Source organism: Mesobacillus jeotgali (genome assembly GCF_014856545.2).
In the GTDB taxonomy this organism is placed as follows: Bacteria; Bacillota; Bacilli; order Bacillales; family Cytobacillaceae; genus Mesobacillus.
The window spans coordinates 2,901,889-2,922,549 of the sequence record NZ_CP109811.1 but is presented as its reverse complement, the minus strand read 5'-3'; the positions used below and the strand labels follow the sequence as shown (position 1 = coordinate 2,922,549).

22 protein-coding genes and 1 pseudogene are annotated in these 20,661 nt (G+C 41.6%); 15 read left to right on the top strand and 8 right to left on the bottom strand.

The features are described 5' to 3' along the window. Nucleotides 1-70: 70 nt before the first annotated feature. The 8 genes and pseudogenes from FOF60_RS14945 (at nt 71) to ltrA (ending at nt 7,114) form a co-directional block, all read left to right on the top strand. Entirely contained in the window at nt 71-1,711 is a 1,641-nt protein-coding gene (locus tag FOF60_RS14945; protein WP_192470588.1) for an AMP-binding protein, read from the top strand. Nucleotides 1,712-1,824: 113 nt separating this feature from the next. After that, nucleotides 1,825-2,382, top strand: coding sequence for a GNAT family N-acetyltransferase (locus tag FOF60_RS14940; RefSeq protein WP_192470568.1), 558 nt, complete (start codon nt 1,825-1,827; stop codon nt 2,380-2,382). 3 nt (nt 2,383-2,385) lie between these two features. Then, nucleotides 2,386-3,479 (top strand): annotated as a pseudogene (locus tag FOF60_RS14935) (threonine aldolase family protein). A gap of 172 nt (nt 3,480-3,651) precedes the next feature. Beyond that, nucleotides 3,652-3,921, top strand: a complete 270-nt coding sequence (locus tag FOF60_RS14930) for a hypothetical protein (protein ID WP_192470569.1) — start codon at nt 3,652-3,654, stop codon at nt 3,919-3,921. 107 nt (nt 3,922-4,028) lie between these two features. Next, nucleotides 4,029-4,697, top strand: a complete 669-nt coding sequence (locus FOF60_RS14925; RefSeq protein WP_192470570.1) for an SOS response-associated peptidase — start codon at nt 4,029-4,031, stop codon at nt 4,695-4,697. Nucleotides 4,698-4,803: 106 nt separating this feature from the next. Further along, entirely contained in the window at nt 4,804-5,007 is a 204-nt protein-coding gene (locus FOF60_RS14920) for a hypothetical protein (RefSeq protein ID WP_192470571.1), read from the top strand. A gap of 74 nt (nt 5,008-5,081) precedes the next feature. Then, complete coding sequence (locus FOF60_RS14915; protein ID WP_192470572.1) at nt 5,082-5,288, top strand: DUF6501 family protein; 207 nt, start codon at nt 5,082-5,084, stop codon at nt 5,286-5,288. Between the two features lie 563 nt (nt 5,289-5,851). Beyond that, entirely contained in the window at nt 5,852-7,114 is a 1,263-nt protein-coding gene (gene ltrA / locus FOF60_RS14910; protein WP_192473833.1) for a group II intron reverse transcriptase/maturase, read from the top strand. 85 nt (nt 7,115-7,199) lie between these two features. Here ltrA and FOF60_RS14905 read toward each other — a convergent pair whose 3' ends face one another. Further along, entirely contained in the window at nt 7,200-7,439 is a 240-nt protein-coding gene (locus FOF60_RS14905) for a hypothetical protein (RefSeq protein ID WP_264647571.1), read from the bottom strand. A 226-nt stretch (nt 7,440-7,665) separates the two neighbouring features. On the opposite strand from FOF60_RS14905, the gene FOF60_RS14900 reads away from it, so the two are divergent. The 4 genes from FOF60_RS14900 to FOF60_RS14885 are packed head-to-tail and all read left to right on the top strand — an operon-like array spanning nt 7,666 to nt 9,014. Beyond that, on the top strand, nt 7,666-7,899 hold the full coding sequence (locus FOF60_RS14900; protein ID WP_225650123.1) for a hypothetical protein: 234 nt from the start codon (nt 7,666-7,668) through the stop codon (nt 7,897-7,899). Further along, the gene (locus tag FOF60_RS14895) at nt 7,860-8,252 is read left to right on the top strand and encodes a GNAT family N-acetyltransferase (protein ID WP_319801586.1); all 393 of its coding nucleotides are present in this window, start codon (nt 7,860-7,862) and stop codon (nt 8,250-8,252) included. The genes FOF60_RS14900 and FOF60_RS14895 overlap by 40 nt, the downstream gene beginning before the upstream one ends. Before the next feature lie 25 nt (nt 8,253-8,277). Further along, nucleotides 8,278-8,667: a fluoride efflux transporter CrcB gene (gene crcB / locus FOF60_RS14890; RefSeq protein ID WP_192471687.1), complete on the top strand. Its 390-nt coding sequence runs from the start codon at nt 8,278-8,280 to the stop codon at nt 8,665-8,667. After that, the gene (locus FOF60_RS14885; RefSeq protein ID WP_192471688.1) at nt 8,664-9,014 is read left to right on the top strand and encodes a fluoride efflux transporter FluC; all 351 of its coding nucleotides are present in this window, start codon (nt 8,664-8,666) and stop codon (nt 9,012-9,014) included. Before crcB ends, FOF60_RS14885 begins: the two co-directional genes overlap by 4 nt. A 44-nt stretch (nt 9,015-9,058) precedes the next feature. Here the strand turns inward: FOF60_RS14885 and abc-f are convergent, their stop codons facing one another. From abc-f to FOF60_RS14870, 3 genes are all read right to left on the bottom strand, one after another. Beyond that, on the bottom strand, nt 9,059-10,786 hold the full coding sequence (abc-f, locus tag FOF60_RS14880) for a ribosomal protection-like ABC-F family protein (protein WP_192471689.1): 1,728 nt from the start codon (nt 10,784-10,786) through the stop codon (nt 9,059-9,061). 388 nt (nt 10,787-11,174) lie between these two features. Then, on the bottom strand, nt 11,175-11,945 hold the full coding sequence (yidC, locus tag FOF60_RS14875) for a membrane protein insertase YidC (RefSeq protein WP_192471690.1): 771 nt from the start codon (nt 11,943-11,945) through the stop codon (nt 11,175-11,177). Between the two features lie 23 nt (nt 11,946-11,968). Beyond that, nucleotides 11,969-12,256 carry a hypothetical protein gene (locus FOF60_RS14870; protein WP_192471691.1) on the bottom strand — a complete coding sequence of 96 codons (288 nt, stop codon included), beginning with the start codon at nt 12,254-12,256 and terminating at the stop codon, nt 11,969-11,971. A 182-nt stretch (nt 12,257-12,438) separates the two neighbouring features. Between FOF60_RS14870 and FOF60_RS14865 the strand changes: the two genes are divergently transcribed. Then, on the top strand, nt 12,439-12,759 hold the full coding sequence (locus tag FOF60_RS14865) for a hypothetical protein (RefSeq protein ID WP_225650124.1): 321 nt from the start codon (nt 12,439-12,441) through the stop codon (nt 12,757-12,759). Between the two features lie 455 nt (nt 12,760-13,214). On the opposite strand, the gene FOF60_RS14860 is transcribed toward FOF60_RS14865, so the two are convergent. The 4 genes from FOF60_RS14860 to FOF60_RS14845 form a co-directional block, all read right to left on the bottom strand. Further along, nucleotides 13,215-13,949, bottom strand: coding sequence for a cytochrome c biogenesis CcdA family protein (locus FOF60_RS14860; protein ID WP_192471692.1), 735 nt, complete (start codon nt 13,947-13,949; stop codon nt 13,215-13,217). 90 nt (nt 13,950-14,039) lie between these two features. Further along, the gene (gene pflA, locus FOF60_RS14855; RefSeq protein ID WP_192471693.1) at nt 14,040-14,780 is read right to left on the bottom strand and encodes a pyruvate formate-lyase-activating protein; all 741 of its coding nucleotides are present in this window, start codon (nt 14,778-14,780) and stop codon (nt 14,040-14,042) included. Between the two features lie 77 nt (nt 14,781-14,857). Further along, the gene (gene pflB / locus FOF60_RS14850; RefSeq protein WP_192471694.1) at nt 14,858-17,083 is read right to left on the bottom strand and encodes a formate C-acetyltransferase; all 2,226 of its coding nucleotides are present in this window, start codon (nt 17,081-17,083) and stop codon (nt 14,858-14,860) included. Between the two features lie 327 nt (nt 17,084-17,410). Next, nucleotides 17,411-17,860 (bottom strand): cupredoxin domain-containing protein, encoded by a 450-nt coding sequence (locus FOF60_RS14845; RefSeq protein WP_192471695.1) that lies wholly within the window; start codon nt 17,858-17,860, stop codon nt 17,411-17,413. 140 nt (nt 17,861-18,000) lie between these two features. On the opposite strand from FOF60_RS14845, the gene FOF60_RS14840 reads away from it, so the two are divergent. Together FOF60_RS14840 and FOF60_RS14835 are read left to right on the top strand one after the other, a co-directional pair. After that, nucleotides 18,001-19,194, top strand: coding sequence for a DHH family phosphoesterase (locus tag FOF60_RS14840; protein ID WP_192471696.1), 1,194 nt, complete (start codon nt 18,001-18,003; stop codon nt 19,192-19,194). 247 nt (nt 19,195-19,441) lie between these two features. Then, nucleotides 19,442-20,602, top strand: a complete 1,161-nt coding sequence (locus FOF60_RS14835; RefSeq protein WP_264647570.1) for a D-alanyl-D-alanine carboxypeptidase family protein — start codon at nt 19,442-19,444, stop codon at nt 20,600-20,602. Nucleotides 20,603-20,661 lie beyond the last annotated feature (59 nt).

Genomic DNA, 20,661 nt, shown 5'->3' with positions numbered 1-20,661 from the left:
TAGAGTGTTATAGTTATTAGTAAACGCTTACATAATTTAACTTAATTAGGAGGTTGGTTTAATGGAGAATCTGCTGCCATACACGGTAGGTGAATTACTGGAGGTTCAAGCTAAGAAGTATCCTGAGCATGAAGCAGTTGTTTATGCGGACCGTGACCTGAGGATGAATTATAAAGAGTTCAACATGTTATGCCGCAAAGCTGCCAGAGGGTTGATGAAGCTGGGAGTGAAAAAAGGAGAGCACATTGCTGCCTGGTCTTCTAATACGCCAGAATGGGTTGTTTCCCAGTTTGCCACAGGAAAGATGGGGGCAGTCCTCGTTACTGTCAACACAAATTATCGGACAGCGGAATTGGAGTATCTATTAAAACAGTCAGATTCCACGACCATCATATTGATGGAACAATACAAAGACGCTTCTTACATTGACATGGTATACGAAATTGTTCCAGAGTTGAAAACGAGTGAGCCAGGCAAGCTCGAAAGCAGCACCCTTCCATTCTTGAAAAATGTGATTGTAATGGGAGATAAGCGTTTCCCGGGGACATACAGCTGGCAGGATATCCTGGATATGGCTGATGGCGTGACAGAGGAAGAATTGGACGAGCAAATGGCAACGCTTAAGCAGAGTGAAGTCATCAACATGCAGTATACTTCAGGTACGACTGGATTTCCAAAGGGAGTTATGTTGACGCACAGCAATATTGTCAATAACGCGTATAATGTTGCATCTGCAATGAAGCTTACGGATCAAGATAGACTGTGTATTCCAGTACCATTTTTCCATTGCTTCGGCTGTGTAATGGGTACCCTTGCTTGTGCCACTGTTGGTGCAACCATGGTTCCTGTCCAGGAATTCAGTCCAAAAGCAGTTCTTGAGACCGTCGAAAAAGAAAAGTGTACGGCCCTTCACGGTGTACCAACCATGTTCATCGCCGAGCTGAATGATCCTGAATTTGAAAAATATGACCTTTCATCCTTGAGAACGGGGATTATGGCTGGATCCAATTGTCCGATTGAAGTGATGAAAGCCGTGAATGAAAAAATGGGAGCTACGGAAATAACAATTGCCTATGGTCAAACAGAATCGTCTCCAGTCATTACGCAGACGAGGACGAATGATCCACTGGAATTGAGAGTGGAAACTGTAGGAAAAGCCCTTCCTGAGGTCGAGGTAAAAATCGTCAAGCCAGGCACGATGGAGGAAGTTCCAAGGGGAGTTCAGGGAGAACTTTGCACACGCGGCTACCATGTTATGGACGGCTATTACAAAAATCCTGACGCAACGAGAGAAGCGATTGACGCAGAAGGCTGGCTCCACACAGGGGATTTGGCTGTCATGGATGAAAATGGCTATTGTCGCGTAACCGGCAGACTAAAGGATATGATCATCAGGGGCGGGGAAAACATCTACCCTCGTGAAATCGAAGAATTCCTTTACAGACATCCAAAAGTCCTTGATGTCCAGGTTGTAGGAATCCCAGATAGTGTGTATGGCGAGGAAGTCATGGCATGGATTATTTTAAAAGATGGAGAATCTGCCACTGCTGAAGAAATCAAAGAATATTGCAAAGGCAAAATCTCGAGACACAAAATTCCTAGATATATAGAATTCACCGAAAGCTATCCTATGACCGCTTCAGGAAAAATTCAAAAGTTCAAGCTAAGAGAACAGGCAATGGAAGCTGTGGAAGAGCTCAAAAATGTATAAAAGAGAGGATGGAATCTCATGATTCCATCCTTTTTACGTTGTGACAATTTGAACTATACATAAAGGTTCTCAATGTCTAAACTTAAGCTAAGGTATATTTGGGAGGAAATTCGATGCTCATAAGTGAAAAGGGTTTTAATATTAAGGGTTTGAAATATAAAATTCGATCGGCAGTAGAGTCAGATGCGGAGGCTTTGTCTAATTTAAGGCTGCAAATTGACGGAGAAACTGAAAATCTGGACCGGGAACCAGGCGAGGCATTTATTGACCCGAAAGGATTTAAGTCAATAATAAAAGCAGATACGGAGAGTCCTAGAAACATATTTCTGGTCGCAGAATCGAATGGAAGGCTTATCGGGTTTTCAAGGTGTGCAGGAAATGACTTGAAGAGGTTCAGGCATAAAGTAGAATTCGGGGTGGGCGTATTAAAAGAGTTTTGGGGCTATGGTATCGGCAAAAATTTATTGCAAGAATCGATATCCTGGGCAGATGAAAACAAAATAAAGAAAATCACTCTGCATGTGATGGAATCTAATGAAAGTGCCAGAAGGCTCTATGAAAAGCTTGGATTTGAAGTCGAAGGTGTATTGAAGGATGATAAACTGCTGTCTGATGGCAATTTTTATAATATGGTTGTGATGGGGCGTTTAAATAACGGAATGGAGGGATGATTCATGATCAATAGATTGCAGGAAGCTAATAATGAATCGACATACCAATTGACCGGCCACGGCAAAAGGAATGTCCAGGTCTTAAAGGACGCTTTTGAAAAGATCGACGGACAGCTGGATAGTGATATTTATGGAACTGGAAAAGTTATTGAAGACTTTCAGGATAAAATGGCCGCATTCCTTGGCAAGGAGAAGGCCGTTTTCTTTCCGAGCGGAACGATGGCGCAACAAATCGCATTGCGGATTTGGTGTGATGAAAAAGAATTGCCAAAAGTAGCTTACCATCGTTAAGCCATTTGGAAATCCATGAGGAAGATGGTCTGAAGGAATTACATAATATCAAAACGGTTTTAATCGCAGACGAGACCCGAGTAATCGAGCTTGAAGACGTGGTATCCATGGAGGAGTCTGTTGCTTGCCTATTGCTGGAATTGCCCCAACGGGAGATTGGCGGGCAGCTGCCAAGCTATGAGACTCTTGAAGACATATCCAGTTATTGCCGAAAGAATGGTATTAAGCTGCACCTAGATGGAGCGAGACTCTTAGAAGTGCTGCCTTATTATGAGAAGACAGCTTCTGAAGTGTGCGCGCTTTTTGACAGTGTCTATCTCTCTTTTTACAAGGGAATAGGAGGGATTGCCGGTGCAATCCTAGCGGGCGAGGAAGAATTCGTATCTAAATCAAAGGTCTGGAAAAGGCGGTATGGCGGAGATTTGATCAGCCTGTATCCATATATTCTTTCAGCAAATCACTATTTTAATCTGAAATCTCACAAAATGGGACAGTATTATGAAAATGCAAAGGAACTGGCTGGATTATACAACTCGTGCCATTCGGTTACTACACTGCCTGAGGTTCCGGTTTCTAACATGTTTCATGTCCATTTTCCTCATCCGAAAGAGGAAATAGAAACAATTTTAATAGAAGTGATAAGTAAAACAGGTGTAGGATTTATCAATCACTTGAAGTCAACAGGAGATCACTCTTGTTATTTTGAAGTAAGTATTGGTGACCGTTATGGAGAAGTTCCTGAAGAATCGGTAAAGAATGCATTTTTACAGCTGGATCTTTTGCTAAAGAGTAAATTTCCATTATGATTGTTTTGAATTTAGCAAATAAAACACATTGAATTGAACAAATTTTGAACGTCATTTTGAACATTTTGTTACAACTGAACCAGCATTATATTAATTAATACCATATCTCCCTATAATATAGTGTATATACCCGAACCTTATTATGGTTTGGGGATTATGGGAGGATGGTCGTATGAAATGGCTATGGGTTTTAGTGCTGTCGATCATAAGTGTTTTATTCCTTATTAAAGGAATTGAGCTTTGGTCGGTCATTGACCATGTGGATGGGGATGGCATTGGTATTACGTTTCTAGGGTTCAGCATAAACGATAGAGTTTTGAATGAAAGTATATCGGGGTATGCGATGGGTTTTACGATTGCGTCAATCATACCATTTTTGGTTGCAGCTAATATTGCTCTCAGGGCAAAAATAAAAAAGAATCTAAATGCAGAAAAGATATAGATCAAGCCTGGCTTAACAAAAAGCCTGGCTTATTTTTTTCAGGAGAAGATGTTACTTCCTTAATAGTACGGGAATTATAGTAAAAAACACCTGATGGAGGAAGCAAAATGTGCGGACGGTTTTCATTGTTTGAGGATCTAGGTTCCTTGAAGGAACAATTTCAGTTCGATTTTTCGGATGACCTGGACGCCAGGTACAATATCGCACCCGGGCAGGATATCTTGACAGTAATTGATAATGGAGAAGGCAGGATAGGGGCCAATATGAGGTGGGGTTTAATTCCCTTTTGGGCGGATGATGAAAAAATTGGCTATAGAATGATTAATGCACGCGCAGAGACGGTAGATGAAAAAGCGAGCTTTAAGAATGCTCTCAAACAAAGGCGCTGCCTGATTCTTACTGATGGTTTTTATGAATGGAAAAAAGACGGCAAGCAAAAACAGCCATACCGTTTTGGTATGAAAAATAAAAAACCATTCGCGTTAGCAGGGCTTTGGGAACACTGGAATAAGGGTGGGAAGAATATTACTTCCTGCACGATTATCACCACAAGTCCAAATGAAGTGACCGGGAAAATTCATGACAGAATGCCTGTGATTCTACCGGAGGATAAGCTTGATATGTGGCTTGACCGTTCTATAGACCAAACTGAAAAACTAAAAAAACTGCTTGTTCCGTATGATGGCGACTTTATGGAATCATACCCGGTCACAACTGCAATAAATTCGGCCAAAAATGAAGGAAAAGAACTAATTGCTCCGATTAACAGTCTATAGAAAAAATTTCCTTTAGTTCCGGGATGTTTAATACAAGTCTTGATTGTGGTAAAGAAAGACACAGCCAAACACCAAGATGAAAAACATCCTGGAAAGAGGGGTTAACATGAATGGATTTACTAAAAACGGCTTTTATGAATTGATTTACAAAAATGAACGTTTTTCTTTTTTACAATATATTCGCAAAGATGTAATATGTGATATTTGCTATATAACTTTAAAAAATGTAATCACTGGTGAAACAATGACATTTAATCAAGCGGAAGTACGTGGTTTGAAAATAGCAGGTGAAGAAGCGAGTGCCAGCTAACTATTGCCTATTACATCATCTTTTCTTTATACTATACTATAGTATATGAAACTTACTTAAAGGAAGTGCAGAAGATGATCCACACGAGCTGGAACGAACGCGAAACAATTAAGACGCTAAAGTGCGTTCACACAGATGCAAAAAAGTATATCGTAAATAACAAGCTGACATCTGGAAAGGTTTATGAAGTTAAAAACGAGACTGATGAATTTTACTTCATTATTGATAATTCCGGCAAGGTTGGCGGTTATTACAAAGAATATTTTGAAGAGGTAAAATAAGTTCGCAGGCTGCCCGGAAGACCGTGCAGCCTGTTTTTGTGTGCCAGGCATGTTCATTAACTTGGCGGTGAAAGTCCGCTATGGGCGTTGGGATATGCGAACCATTAGCTGAAGGCAAGGGTGTCCGTGGCGACGCGGAATCTGAAGGAAGCCCTAGGCAAATCCTCGGTCTGAGGTACACGAATCACATTTGAGGTTTTCATTCCTGGATGAGTCTGCAAAACAAGATGAAGTCCAAAATATCCCCGGATGGAATGGAAATAAATGTGGCAGATACATGAGGAGAAAGTGAATGAACTTACCCTGGGAGATCTCTTAACCTCCCTGACGGGAACCTATTTAGCGATAAATAGCTGAGTTAAGAGAAGTCAGCAGAAGTCATAGTATCAACCTCTTGGTTGAGAAGGACTGAACGAAAGGAGTGACCATGTTAGAGCCATTTACAAAGAGGCAATGACACAGTAAACCAGAAGGGCTTTGGAGAAGAAGATTGGACGGAATCCAGGAGATCTTCTTTTGAAGCGTGGAGCCACTTTGTACAAACTTGATGACATGGGACCAATATGGAAACTAATGATAGTTTAATTCAAAGAATTATAAGTCCAGAAAACCTAAACCTAGCCTTTCTGAAGGTAAAAAGAAATAAAGGGGCAGCTGGTGTCGATGCGAAAGATATAGAAGCTACCCGCCTTCATCTTAAAGAGCAAGGACAGGAAATCATCAGGCTTATACAGGACGGAAAATATAAGCCCCAGCCGGTAAGAAGAGTCGAAATTCCCAAACCAGATGGCGGGAAGAGAAAGTTAGGAATCCCAACAGTAACAGACCGTGTTTTCCAACAGGCTATGGTTCAAGTCCTAACCCCTATATTTGATAGACAATTTAGCCATTATAGCTATGGTTTTAGACCGAACAAGAGCGCACATCAAGCTATCGAACAGGCTAGGTCATTCATTGACGACGGATATCAATTTGTGGTGGACATTGACCTGGAGAAATTCTTCGATAAAGTGAATCATGATAAACTCATGTCCCTAATTTCCAAGACAATAGAGGACAAACCCACTTTGAAGTTAATCCGACGGTATTTACAAGCAGGAATTATGGAGAATGGATTAGTTACAGTAAATAAAGAAGGGACCCCTCAAGGAGGTCCGCTAAGCCCTCTCCTTAGTAACATCATGCTAAATGAACTGGATAAGGAAATTGAAAAACGTGGACATAAATTTGTCCGTTATGCCGATGACTGCAACATATACGTTAAGAGTCTAAAAGCTGGAGAACGGGTTAAACAGGGTATCACGGATTTTATCGAGAGAAAGTTAAAACTGAAGGTCAACGAGGAGAAAAGTGCAGTGGGAAAGCCATCGGCACGTATATTCTTAGGGATGAGTTTTTACTCTTCGAGCAACAAAACCCGGATATACGTGCCGAAGAAGTCGAAAAAGAGACTCGAGGAAAAGCTTAAAAGGTTAACAAACCGTAACTGGGGAATTGCCATGGAATACCGAATCCTTAAAATCAACCAACTAATCCAGGGATGGGGAAATTACTTCAAAGTAGCTGATATCAAGAGATATGCAGAAAAGATAGACGGTCATATCAGGAGAAGGCTACGTGCTTGTCGCTGGAAAGAATGGAAGAAAACCAGGACTAAATTCCGGAATCTGATTAGATTAGGAATTAAAAGATATAAAGCCTGGCAATATGCAAACTCCCGAAAGGGATACTGGAGAAATTCAAAGAGTCCTGCCTTGGATCAAGCCATGAATAATAAATACTGGCTTCAGCAAGGGTTGAAACAATTAACAAACATTATTACATAAACTTTCGAACCGCCGTATACCGAACGGTACGTACGGTGGTGTGAGAGGTCGGGGGTTAATCACCCCCTCCTACTCGATTTATTACTTAGGAAATTATAAAATTATTTATTTGTGGATAACTACAAATAGTATTCTTAATCCAGCTCCAGCGCCTAGCCCCTCGAGTCGCGTGTCTAGTAACGCCTCCTAGAAACTCCGAAACTTCAACTCCGCCGGCAGAAGCAAAAAGCGCTTCTTTGTCGGAGTCTCCAGTTTCTGCGTTTCTGGGCAGTCGGCTATACTTTTCGATTTCGGTCCGCCCAATGCAGTCAAATAACGACTTCAATGTTCGGCCCTCCAGCGCTTGTTGGGGCTGAACGAGGCGCTTGCGCTTTTTGTTCTTGTGGCCAACTAAAATTCTGTTTTTCCAGGCTCTTTCACGTTAGCTAGTATGCACGATTACGCCTGATTAGCAGCAATCATGTGAGAAAGCAGCCTCCTTAAATAGGGCATTCCCAGACTATATTCGCCGGTGGTATGATAAAGGAATATATGACCAAATAGGAGTTGGAATGATGGATAAAAAAATCACTCTGGAAGGTAATGCAGTAAAACTGGTGCCCATGGAATCCTGTCAGCTCGATGGTTTGTGGGGAGCTGGGCAAGACCAGTCAATCTGGGAATTTACATCTTCAAAGGTCAGAAATAAAGACGAGATGGAAAAGGTCATTGAAGCAGCGATGGCTGAGAGAGAGAAAGGAACGCAATTACCATTACCGTCCTTGATAAGAAAACCGGTAAAATAGTTGGCAGTTCAAGATTTCTTGATATTTCAGAAGCACATCGATCACTTGAGATAGGCTGGACCTGGTACAATCCTGAAAACTGGAGAACCAGTGTTAACACAGAAACGAAATTGCTCATGCTCCAATATGCTTTTGAAAGTATGAGGGTAAACAGGGTGCAATTTTGTACAGATTCCAGGAATGTACGCTCGCAAACGGCGATCGCCCGTCTCGGTGCCCAAAGAGAAGGGGTGCTGCGGAAACATCGAATAATCGCCGACGGCTATGTAAGAGATACAGTCGTCTTTAGCATTCTTAAAGAAGAATGGCCTATGGTTAAAACAGGTTTACAGGATAAGTTGAATCGAGTATAGCGGTGCAAAAAGGAAGGTTTTATCATTGGTATATCTAGGCGTAGGACTTGGAGGTATGTTAGGAAGCCTACTGCGGTACTTAGTCAGTCTTGGCACAAGCAATTTATTAAATAATGGGTTTCCCACGGGCACATTGATTGCCAATTTAGCAGGCTCCTTGTTCTTAGGATGGTTCACGGCCCGAATTATAACAAGAAGTAATTTAAATCCTGTACTGTCGGCAACAATTGGTACTGGTCTAACAGGATCATTTACGACTTTTTCAACCTTCAGTATGGAAACCCTGTTAATGGTAGAGAACGGCAGTATAGGGCTGGCAATATTCTATGTGCTTCTCAGTGCTGTTGGCGGGTTGCTCCTTGCGAGTGCAGGCTATAAGTTTGGCGGAAGACCTCACGGGGAGGCGGGAAAATGATTGGGTTCTTATTGGTAGCTTTAGGCGGAATGGCCGGCGCCCTCTCAAGATTCGGTGTCCAAAAGTTAGTGCCCCAAACCGTTTTGCCAGTTGCTACGCTTACGGTTAACCTTCTTGGATCTTTTTTGCTCGGATGGATTATCGGTCAAGGAATTCAGGGGAATCTATACCTTTTTGCTGCAACAGGCTTTATGGGGTCATTTACAACCTTTTCCACACTGAATGTTGACGTGGTAAAACTAATTAACAACAAACAAAGGAGAGCCGTGGCGGTATATCTTGCAAGTACATATTTCGGCGGTCTCCTCAGTGCAGCGGCTGGATTGTTTATTGGCAGATTATTATAAATGGAAAAAACACCAGTTGAAAATTCTGGTGTTTTTTCTATGCATCATAGGTTTTCTAACTCTCTTTTCTTTCTCAATAGCCCAGAAAGGTCCTTGTCGAGCTGCTCATAACCAGGTTCATCCCTTGTCATGAAAGACAGCCTGCCGATAATGGCGTTGATTTCATTTTGGAGAACCATCAATAGCTCGGCTCTTTCCTTACAGCTTGGATCAGGTGAGGGTTTCCGGGTGTTATATTCCTTCATGCCAAATTCTTTCCTGCTAATTTTTCCATCATCAATCAGTAATAATTTATCACTGATTTTCTCTTGAAAATAAACATCATGAGATACCACCAGTAGCGAGCCCTGGAAATTCAATAAAGTTTTTTCGAGACTTTCCCTGCTGGCCAAGTCGAGATGATTGGTAGGTTCGTCTAGAATCAATAAATCGAGTTCACCCAAGAGCATCATCACGAGTTTAATCCTCGTCCTCTCACCAAGACTCAGGTTGTTAATTGGGACCGTAAGCTTTTCTTCAGGGAGTCCAATATTGGCAAAAATCGTCCTCGCTCTGCCGATAGATTCTCTGTCTGTAAGTCCTGTATATTCCAGTGCTGTTTGATGGAGAGGGAGGTCTGATACATCCTGGCTGAGATAACCGATCTTTGTTGTTTCGCTGACCCAAACTTCACCAGATGAAGCTGTTTCTTCGCCAAGCAGAATCTTGACAAGGGTTGTTTTTCCGCTGCCGTTTTTACCCAACAGGGCCATTCTGTCTCCGTGATTCATATAAAAATGGCTCTTAACAAATAAAAATCGGCTGCCAAAGCATTTTGAAAGATCGCTGGCTTCTATAATCCGTTTTCCTTTCTTCCGGCTATCCTGAAAATCGAAACGGACCTTAGCTTCCTCCTTTGGCGCTTTAACCTCATTCTTTTCAAGCTCCTGATTCAGTCGTTTCATCTTCGACTTTATTTGATTATCCATCTTCTTTGCCTTCATACGATGGTATTCCTTGAATCCAATTTGTCTTCTTTCAGAGGCAGAACCTTGTTTCGTCGAATCACGATGGGCTTTTTCCGACCAGTTTTTAAGATTAGCCATTTGCTGTTCAATTTGTTGTTTATGTTTTTGTTGTATTTCGTAATGATGAAGCTGAATTTCATACAGTCTTTCTTTTTCCTTGCGATATGAGGTGTAGTTACCTTTGAATAACTTTGTTGAGCCATCCTCGATTTCGATAATTTCTTTCACGGTCCGGTCGAGGAAATATCGATCATGGGAAATAATGATCACAGCGCCTGTAAAAGTCTTCAATTCGTCAATCAGCCACTCTACACCCTGCAAATCCAAGTGGTTTGTGGGCTCATCGAGTATGAGAAGATCCGGCCTGCTTGCCCATACACTTGCAAGTGAAATTTTCAACTTTTCGCCGCCGCTTAACTTACTCCAATCCGGATCAGCCCAATCAATATCCTTGTTAAGCCCTAACTGACTTGAAATCTGAAATAGATCGCTACCCGTCAGAGAGTCAATATCCTTCAGTTCATCAATGGAGTATTCCGTTGATTGTTTTAGATAACCGATGTTCAAGGTTTTGTTAAAAGTATCAATGAACCCTTTATCAGGTAAGAGACTTCCTGATATGATATTCGCCAATGTAGTCTTACCGGCGCCGTTATCGCCGACCAGTCCAATACGGCTGTCTTGTTTTATATCAATTTCCGCATTTTGTAATATTTGTTTTTCTTTAAAGCTCTTCTGAATACCTCTTATCTTCATGATTGTCATAAAAATTTCCACCTTTCGTTTTGTAACTATTGAATGAAGGTGAGTATTTTGTCCATCAAAAAAACCTCCCAGGTGTTACCCGGAAGGTTCTGCAAACGGCACTCACAATAGATTCAAACGCCACAAAACAAGCATTATAGCGCCGTATGGGCATATGCTTTGGTTGAAAGGCTATAAATCGGCTTGGAATGGCTAAAAGAGCAGACTAATCCTATTTTCGGGCAACACGTTTTTTCATATTAGAAAAATCGGGCAGAAAATAAGATTAGTATTTCATCGGCTCTTTACCATTCCCTTCAAATATCATTAATTCACAGTATAACTTGATGAGAAGTTTAGTGTCAACCATAATATTCCAATGAAAAAACCTGGGAAGCATATTCCCAGGTTAAACTTGATTTTCAACTTTAATTGGAACTTCTTTTTGTGCATAGACTCTTCTAGCCAGTAATGTCTGTACAATCAAGAACATCCCGCCAACTGTCCAGTATAGGGGGAGGGCGGATGGAGCATTCAATGAAAACATGACGATCATAACTGGTGACAGCAGTCCCATCAGCTTCTTTTGCTTTTTCTGTTCCTCCGTCACGTTAGACATTGAAACCTTAAACTGCAGGTAATAGATCACTCCTGCAGCTGCCGTAATCCATAAATCTGGATGGCCCAGATTGAACCAGAGGAAGGAGTGGCTGGCAATGTCGGCCGAGCTGCTAATCGCATAATAAAGGCCCATTAAGATCGGCATTTGTACCAGCATCGGCAGGCATCCAACAGACAGGGGATTTACCCCATGCTTCTGATAGAGCCCCATCATTTCCTGCTGCAATTTCCTTTGCTCAGCTGGATCCTTAGTTCCTTTCAGCTGCTTCTGAATCTCATCCATTTCAGGCTTGAGGACTTCCATCTTCTCTTTCATGTTCTGCTGATTTTTATATTGTTTAAACATTAACGGCATTAACACCAGCCTGATGAGCAATGTGATCAAAATAATCGCCAGACCGTAGCTATCGCCGGTAATGCCGGCGAACAGCTTGATGAGCCAGGTGAATGGGTTGATGAAAGTTGTCTGGAACAGGGATCCTTCACTTGTCAACGCCTGGCATCCTGTTAATAGTGCTGGTATAAATAGAACAAACATCATGGTGAAAAGCTTCTTCATTTTTCTCCTCCTAAAAATATAGCTTAGTACTTAACTAAAGGAGAAAAATGGCTGTCTTCATCACCAGGATCGATTTTTATTTTTATTCGTTTAAGGAGTTGAAGGTGAAACCTCATTCCAAGCTCAGCTTTATTTTTAAAAGCTGTTTCAGAAGTGGATGGCTTTAGCCTGAGTCTCGATAAACATGAACGGATAATAGAGGCGTCACGCAAAATCCAAAAGACGGACATCGACATGCTGATGAGCAGAGTTAAATAAACAGGATAAACGGCCGTTGCATCAACGGACTGAGCATAAATTTCCAAAAGCATGCGATCACCTCTTTTCGAGCATTGCTCAATTATATTTGAAAAACCGACTCCGAGCAACTCACTTTAATATATACGGAATTAAACTGAAAAAGTTTCAATTCCCAAATAGTGGGGGTTTCAAAAAATAGAATAGAGGCTATGTATATAAAACAAACTTCCCAATCCGAAAAGGGGTGGAAATCTTGAAAAGAGTAGTTTACGGATTAATGATTAATTCTGGTGACGCTGACGAAATGCTGTGGGACCATGGTGTATGGGAAACAGAAGAAGCAGCGAAGGAATACATTGAAAATGAAATGTCTACGGTAAGCGGCGTTTGGGCAGGAGAGCTCAAGGTCAATGACCCTATCCCAGAAGTGGTGAAATATGATGATGAAGAAATGGTAGAATGTTCACTTTGTGGGATCGAGTATAACCCAGAGGACGTAAACACTGATGATTACGACCAAGCAGTTTGCATCAACTGTGAGCCGGGATACAAGGAAAATATGAATATAGCATAAGTCGAATAGTCATGGACTTCGAGGTTCATGGCTATTTGGTTTAAAGCATGTTGTTTGGTTATGACAAAGTTATTGTTATTGCACTAAATAGGTTGCTAGCTTAGTGCTTAGATGCGGAAGCAACCCAGCTACCGAACAACTTTGTAAATATCAGGAATTTGCATGTATCTTGACAGCTTTTCGGGATAAGTAGGCAAAGCTGTCAAGAAAAGCTGGTAATTGTGACAGCTTTTCGGGATGAGGAGGCAAAGCTGTCAAGAAAAGCTTGTTATTGTGACAGTTTTTCAGGATGAGGGGGCAAAGCTGTCAAGAAACCCCCGCTATTGTGACAGCTTTTTAGGATAAGGCGGTAAAGCTGTCAAGAAAAGCTTGTTATTGTGACAGACTTTTAGGATAAGGGGTCAAAGCTGTCAAGAAATCCCCGTTAAATTTAAACAGCTTTACTATAAATTAATTTACAACCCCCAGTATGTGACAGTATCAAAAATTCCAACGATAATTAAAATGGCTCCTGCCATTTTCTGTACAACTGACCCCAACTTGCGACCTTTTTTCAACAATGCCCCATTCAGCCCAATGTATGAAATGACAACCGCAAAGATAATCAGCGGGATGGAAGTTCCAATGGCAAAAATAGACGGAAGGACTGCTCCGTACGACGTATTCAGCACAATCGGCATAAGTGTGAAGAAGTACAGAGAAAACATCGATGGACAGAATGCGATTGAAAAGCTTACCCCCATTAAAAAAGATCCTGTTTTTCCGCTGCCAGTCCATTGTGGTAAAACTGACGTGAAACGATTGATCCAATTAAATGCGAAGAGCCCGATAAGTGACAGACCGATCAGGATGAATAGGGGGCCCATCAGTTTACGGAACCAGGAAAAGAAGCCCGGCAAGATTTGCTGGAAGCTTTGTCCGACCAGCCAGACTGCAAGGCCCAGCAATGTAAAGACTAATATTTTCCCCAGTATGAAAAAGGCAATTTCAATCCACTGGCTTTTTGCCTGCAGACTCCTGTTGCCATAATAGGTGATGGCGCCGAGATTTCCTGTCAGCTGGCATGGAGCAAGAGCCCCGACAAGTCCTAAGAGGAAGCTGGCCAATAAGGGGATTTGTTCAGTCTGGTTCACAAGGGTGAAAAATGGTCCGCTCAAAAAATTGCTGATCTCTGTAAACAGTTGATACATAAAGAACCTCCACAAACACTATTACCACTATGATACTAAAAAAATATCAAAATAGTATGCAGAAAAAAACAGCAGGTAGGAATCCTGCTGTTAATTCACTGTTATATGGGCAGTTAATAGATTATAGGCATTTTCCACTTCTTCGTCGGATGGAGGTTCGACATCTTTAAGTGGATACTCTAGCCCTAGTGCTTCCCATTTATAAACGCCAAGCTTATGATACGGCAATACCTCAAGCTTTTTTACATTTTCCAGAGTGCCAATAAACTCGCCTAATTTGGTTAGGTCCTCAATTTCATTTGTGACTCCAGGGACCAGTACATGGCGTACCCAAATTGGAACTTGATGGTCTGATAAAAAACGGGCGAAATCCAAGATGTGATCATTGGCCATTCCTGTCAGTTTAATATGTTTTTTCCTATTGATATGCTTTAAATCTAATAGAATTAGATCAGTGTAATTTAAGAGCTCTTCCAGCTGCTGCTGAAAAAGGGGAGCAGTTGAATAACATCCTCCAGAAGAATCGATAGTGGTATGCACTCCTAGTTTTTTGCACTCCTTGAAAAGCTCAGTAATAAAAGGAATCTGTAAAAGCGGTTCACCGCCGCTTACAGTGATGCCGCCGCCAGAAGCTTCAATAAAAGGCAGATAGGCTTTCAAATCATCAATAATTTCGGAAACAGACATCTGTTTGCCCGTGCCAATCTCCCAGGTGTCTGCATTATGACAAAATTGGCACCGCAGCAGGCACCCCTGTGTAAAGATGACATAGCGAATCCCGGGTCCGTCTACGGTTCCAAAGGTTTCAATAGAATGAATGTTTCCGATCATGATGATTTCTCCTTTCATTAAAACAGGAGTTCCCGCCATGGGGAGGGGCAACTCCTGTTTCGGTACAATTGAATTAATTACATTGTTTCATGGAATGTACGGTTAATGACATCCAGCTGTTGTTCACGTGTAAGCTTGATGAAGTTGACTGCATATCCAGATACACGGATTGTCAGCTGCGGATATTCTTCAGGATGTTCCATAGCATTTAATAGAGTTTCCCGGTTAAACACGTTTACGTTTAGGTGGTGACCGTCTTTGATCGCATAGCCATCAAGGATGGAAACAAGGTTATTTGTACGGCTGTCTTCTTCTTTTCCAAGTGCTTTTGGCACGATGGAGAATGTGTTTGAAATCCCGTCAAGTGCATAGCTGTATGGAAGCTTTGCTACAGATGACAAGGAAGCGAGTGTTCCTTTAGTGTCGCGTCCATGCATTGGGTTAGCACCTGGAGCGAATGGTTCGCCAGCGCGTCTTCCATCCGGTGTATTACCTGTCTTTTTCCCATATACGACGTTAGACGTAATCGTTAGGATTGACATTGTATGGACTGAGTTGCGATATGTCGGGTGTTTGCGCAGCTTAGTCATGAAGCTTTTCACAAGTTCAACTGCGATGCTGTCAACACGATCATCATTGTTGCCGTATTTAGGGAAATCGCCTTCTGTTTCAAAATCAACGGCAATGCCGTTTTCGTCACGAATTACTTTTACCTTTGCATGCTTGATTGCACTCAATGAATCCGCTACTACGCTTAAGCCTGCAATTCCAGTTGCCATTGTGCGAAGGACTTCTGTATCATGTAGCGCCATTTCGATTCTTTCGTAGCTGTATTTATCATGCATGTAGTGGATGACATTAAGAGTATTGATGTAAAGGCCGGCAAGCCATTCCATTACAGTATCGAATTTGGCCATTACTTCCTTATAGTCAAGCACATCAGAAGTGATCGGGCTCAAAGCCGGAGCAACTTGAATCTTAAGCTTTTCATCGACACCGCCATTGATTGCGTAAAGCAATGCTTTCGCCAGGTTGGCGCGTGCTCCGAAGAACTGCATTTGCTTTCCGATTTCCATCGCTGATACGCAGCATGCGATACCGTAGTCATCGCCATATTCACAGCGCATTAAATCGTCATTTTCATACTGGATAGAGCTAGTTTTGATAGACATCTCAGCACAATACTTCTTGAAATTCTCAGGCAGGGCTGGGGACCATAAAACTGTCAGGTTTGGCTCTGGAGCCGGTCCGAGATTATCAAGTGTATGAAGGAAGCGGAAAGAGTTTTTCGTTACAAGCGATTGCCCGTTGTGTGCCATACCGCCGATTGATTCAGTTACCCATGTTGGATCGCCGCTGAATAACTCGTTGTAGTCAGGAGTACGTGCAAATTTCACGAGGCGGAGCTTCATGACGAAATGATCGACAATCTCCTGTGCTTCTTTTTCAGTAAGTGTTCCATTTTGCAAGTCTCTTTCAATATAGATATCCAGGAAAGTTGCTACACGGCCAAGGCTCATTGCTGCACCATTCTGTTCCTTGATTGCTGCAAGGTATGCGAAGTAGACCCACTGGAAGGCTTCAACAGCATTGGATGCTGGCTTGGAAATATCATAACCATAGCTCTGGGCAAGCTGCTTCAATTCATTCAATGAACGGTATTGCTCTGAAATTTCTTCCCTTAGGCGCATTGTGTCCTCAGTCATGACACTGCTTGTCATTCCATGGTCTTTCTTCTTTTGCTCCATCAGGAAGTCTACACCATAAAGAGCTACACGGCGGTAGTCGCCAATGATGCGGCCGCGTCCATAAGCATCCGGCAGGCCAGTGATGATTCCGGCTTTACGAGCCTGGAGCATTTCTTTTGTATAAACATCGAAAACACCCTGGTTATGCGTTTTGCGGAAGTCAGTGAAGATTTTTTCTACTTCTTTATCCAATTCATAACCATATGCCTCGCAAGCTGCTTTCGCCATACGAATGCCGCCAAAAGGCTGCATAGAACGTTTAAATGGCTTATCGGTCTGGAAGCCTACGACTTTTTCTTTGCTCTGATCAAGATAGCCAGGTCCATGGGATGTAATGGTGGATACCACTTTGGTATCCATATCTAGAACACCGCCGTTGTCGCGTTCCTGCTTTGTCAATTCCATTACCTGCTGCCATAATTGAAGCGTTTCCTCAGTTGCACCTTCAAGGAAGCTGGAATCACCGGTATATTCAGAGAAGTTTTTTAGAATAAAGTCCCTAACATTGATATCTTCCTGCCAAGCACCATTTTTAAAGCCTTTCCATTGTTCCATTTAAATTCACCTCTAAAGTAGATGTTTATATAACAGTTACCACACTTTTATCATACTACGGATATAACAGATTGAGTGTGACATATTTGTGAAATTATGAACAAGATAACAATGATAAGTGTTCAGTTCTTATAATTAAACTTAATTATTTAAACTGTTCTATAATTGTGCGGGTGTTTTTTGATGCTGTTATATAAGAATTTCTTTATGTATATAATTCTATCAGGAAAATTAGTACCGTGTTTATAGTGTTATGTATGTTTTGTGTCAATTTCAAATTGTATCCAAAAGAAAAAACAGGATGCAATATCCTGTTCTCCTTTTGGCTTAATCGACGACGATATAGGCAATCATGGGTCCGTTATGCTCAGCTGAAGGATGAGTCAGACAAATCAGTCTGTAGGTACCCTCTTTATCAAATTGTAAAGGGATGACTGTTTCTTCACCTTTTTTCACTACGCCTTTTATATCGGTTCCTTCAATGATGAAAGGATGTTCTTTTCCGTTGACCCCCAGTATCTTTAAATGAACCTTTTCTCCTTTTTCCATAAAGATTGTTCCTGGGTCCCATCGGTATGCTTCTATTTCCTTGCCATCATCTGTAGTAGACTTGAATTCACCTGTCACCATATGGATTTCTCGGATTTGTTCATTCTGTCCGCCGATTGCCGGAGTGGCATCAGGCTTTAGGCTCAACCATAGGGTACCGACGATGGCAATAAATACGATTAGTCCAAAAAAATATAATGTTCTTCTTCTAAACACAAAGAAATGCATGTTTTCACCTCCTTACTATCCTCTTTAAATATCTATGCTCGTCCCCTGGCTGAACTTGTCTAATTTTTTTTGAATTTTCCCTGTATAGATTAACTGGGCAACAACAAACTATAGATTAGATACAAACCAAGGAGGAAAGTATGTACCGTTTATTTACGCATAATGACTTAGATGGAGTGGCCTGCGGGATTTTATTCAGGCTTGCGTTCGGTGAAAAGGCCGATGTCCGTTATAATTCTGTCTCTGGACTTAACTTCCAGGTGGAGAAATATTTTGACAGAATGAATGACCGCATGAAAAAGGAGGACCACCTTTACATAACCGATTTATCTGTTAACCATGAGAACACTGAAAAAATCAATCAGTTTGTTAATGAAGGGGGAAAGGCAAAGCTGATTGACCACCATAAAACTGCAATGCATTTCAATGAATACAGCTGGGGCAGCGTAATAGTGGAGGATGAATCCGGGACACTGACTAGCGCAGCATCACTTGTATATGACTATTTAGTCCAGGAAAATCATCTGGTTAAAAATGGATCTCTGGATGAGTTTGTTGAACTTGTCAGGCAATATGATACTTGGGACTGGGACATCCTTAAGAATTACAAAGCAAAGAATTTGAACGACCTGTTTTTTATGGTTTCAATAGAAGAATTTGAAGAGCGGATGGTACCTCGTCTGACATCTGGAGATCGTTTTGATTATGATGATTTTGAAAAAAAACTGCTTGAGATGGAAGAGGATAAAATAGAGCGATACATCAGGAGGAAAAAACGGGAAATTATCCAAATTGAAACAGATGGTTTATATGGAGGCGTCGTTCACGCGGAATCCTATCATTCCGAATTGGGGAACGAGCTTGGCAAGGAATATCCACATCTGGATTATATAGCGATTTTAAATTTAGGCGGAAAGAAAATAAGCTTCAGGACAATCCATGATGACGTGGATGTCTCTGCCGTCGCTGGCGAATTTGGCGGGGGCGGACACGCTAAAGCATCTGGTTGCTCCATAAACAAGGAGGCTTATAACCGCTATATTGAACAAGCTTTTCCGCTGGATCCAATTAAGCCGGACGCCTTTAGAAATACTTATAATCTAAAGGACTCCAAAAATGGTTGTCTATATGAGAACCGCGACCGTGACTTTTATCTGATTTATACAGATGGTACCCGATATTTCGTTCAACAGGAGAGTAAGGATCGGCACGGACCATTTGAAGGTTTTGAATTAGCTGAACGATTTGTAAAAAGGGAGTATGGAGCTGCTCTGGCCAGGGATGACGTCTATATTTCCTATCTGGAAAATATCGTGTTCAACGGAGGGAATTGAGGGGAAAAGGGTCTCAAAACCTCAGTCAATGGCAATAAATTATAGTTACAATTTGGTCACCGATGAATTTCATTGGTGACCTGATTTTTTGAGATAACGCTTGTTTGGCTTCATGGTGATAGGTTTACAATCTTTTCAGTTTATTCCAGTTTAATTAAAAAATAATAACACTAAACATCTTTCGACAGGATTCTGCTAAAATAAAAGGAGAGATTAGGATACTGGAAGTGGTATGATGAGGAAGTTTATGGCCCTGTTTATGTTGTTATTATTAATGAGCGTGTATTTTTCTGCCGGATTAGTTAAAGCAGAGGGAGAAGATCCTGTTTTAACTTCAGAAGCTGCTGTTTTGATGGACACGGAGACTGGTGCGGTATTATTCGGGAAAAATGAAGAAACAAAGATGTATCCTGCGAGCTTGACAAAGATTGCTACTGCCATCTATGCAATTGAAACAGCTGAACTTAATGAGCTAGTCATAGTAAGTGAGGAAATAGAGAATATCGATGGAACAAGGGTTTATCTCAACCCTGGAGAACAGGTTTCATTGAGAAAGCTGATCCAGGGAATGCTTATTAATTCAGGAAATGACGCTGCACTGGCAATTGCCATCCATCTGGATGGTTCGATGGAGAGCTATTCAAAAAAGCTTAATCAGTTCCTGGAGACAAATATCGGCGTAGAGGATACTCATTTTGTCAACCCGCATGGTTTGTTCGATGAGAATCATTATACAACAGCCAGGGACCTTGGCTTGATCTTAAACTATGCGATGAACAATCCGGATTTTCGGGAAATTTTTGGGACTAAGCAAGTAGATTGGGATGGAGAGTCCTGGGATACAACCATTCACTCTCATCACCGTATGCTAAAAGGTGAAATACCATATGAAGGAATCACAGGGGGAAAGACAGGCTTTGTAGACCAATCAAAACAAACGCTTGCCACTACTGCTGATAACGGCCAGTTGAAATTGACGGCCATCCTGCTGAAATCAGAATACAAACGGAAAATTTATGAGGATACTGCCAAGCTATTCGATTATGGCTTCGCTGCTTTTAAATCCTCTCAAATCAAAGAAGGGGAAACCTTCGCAAGTGGAAATCTGAAGTTCAAAGCAAGTCAAAATCTCCTTTTTACTGAACCGATTGAAAATGGCAAGAGAGTCGTGGACAAAGATGGAATTTTAAAGATTTATAAGAAGGATGGGGAAATAATTCAGTCTATCGAACTTAAACCCCTGATAGGGAAAAAACCTGAAGTGAAAAAGGAGGCTGCACCAGAGCCGGAACAAAGCGGACTGGTATCTGTCAATACTTTAATAGGAGCAGTAGTGCTAATGGCAGCGGCTGCACTGTGGATGATCAATCGAAAACAAAAAAAGAGCAGAAGGTTTCGAAGCAGGTGAGCGATCACCTGCTTTTTATTTTGTCGAAAAAGTGAAATGAAGGATTATGACGGCTTAAC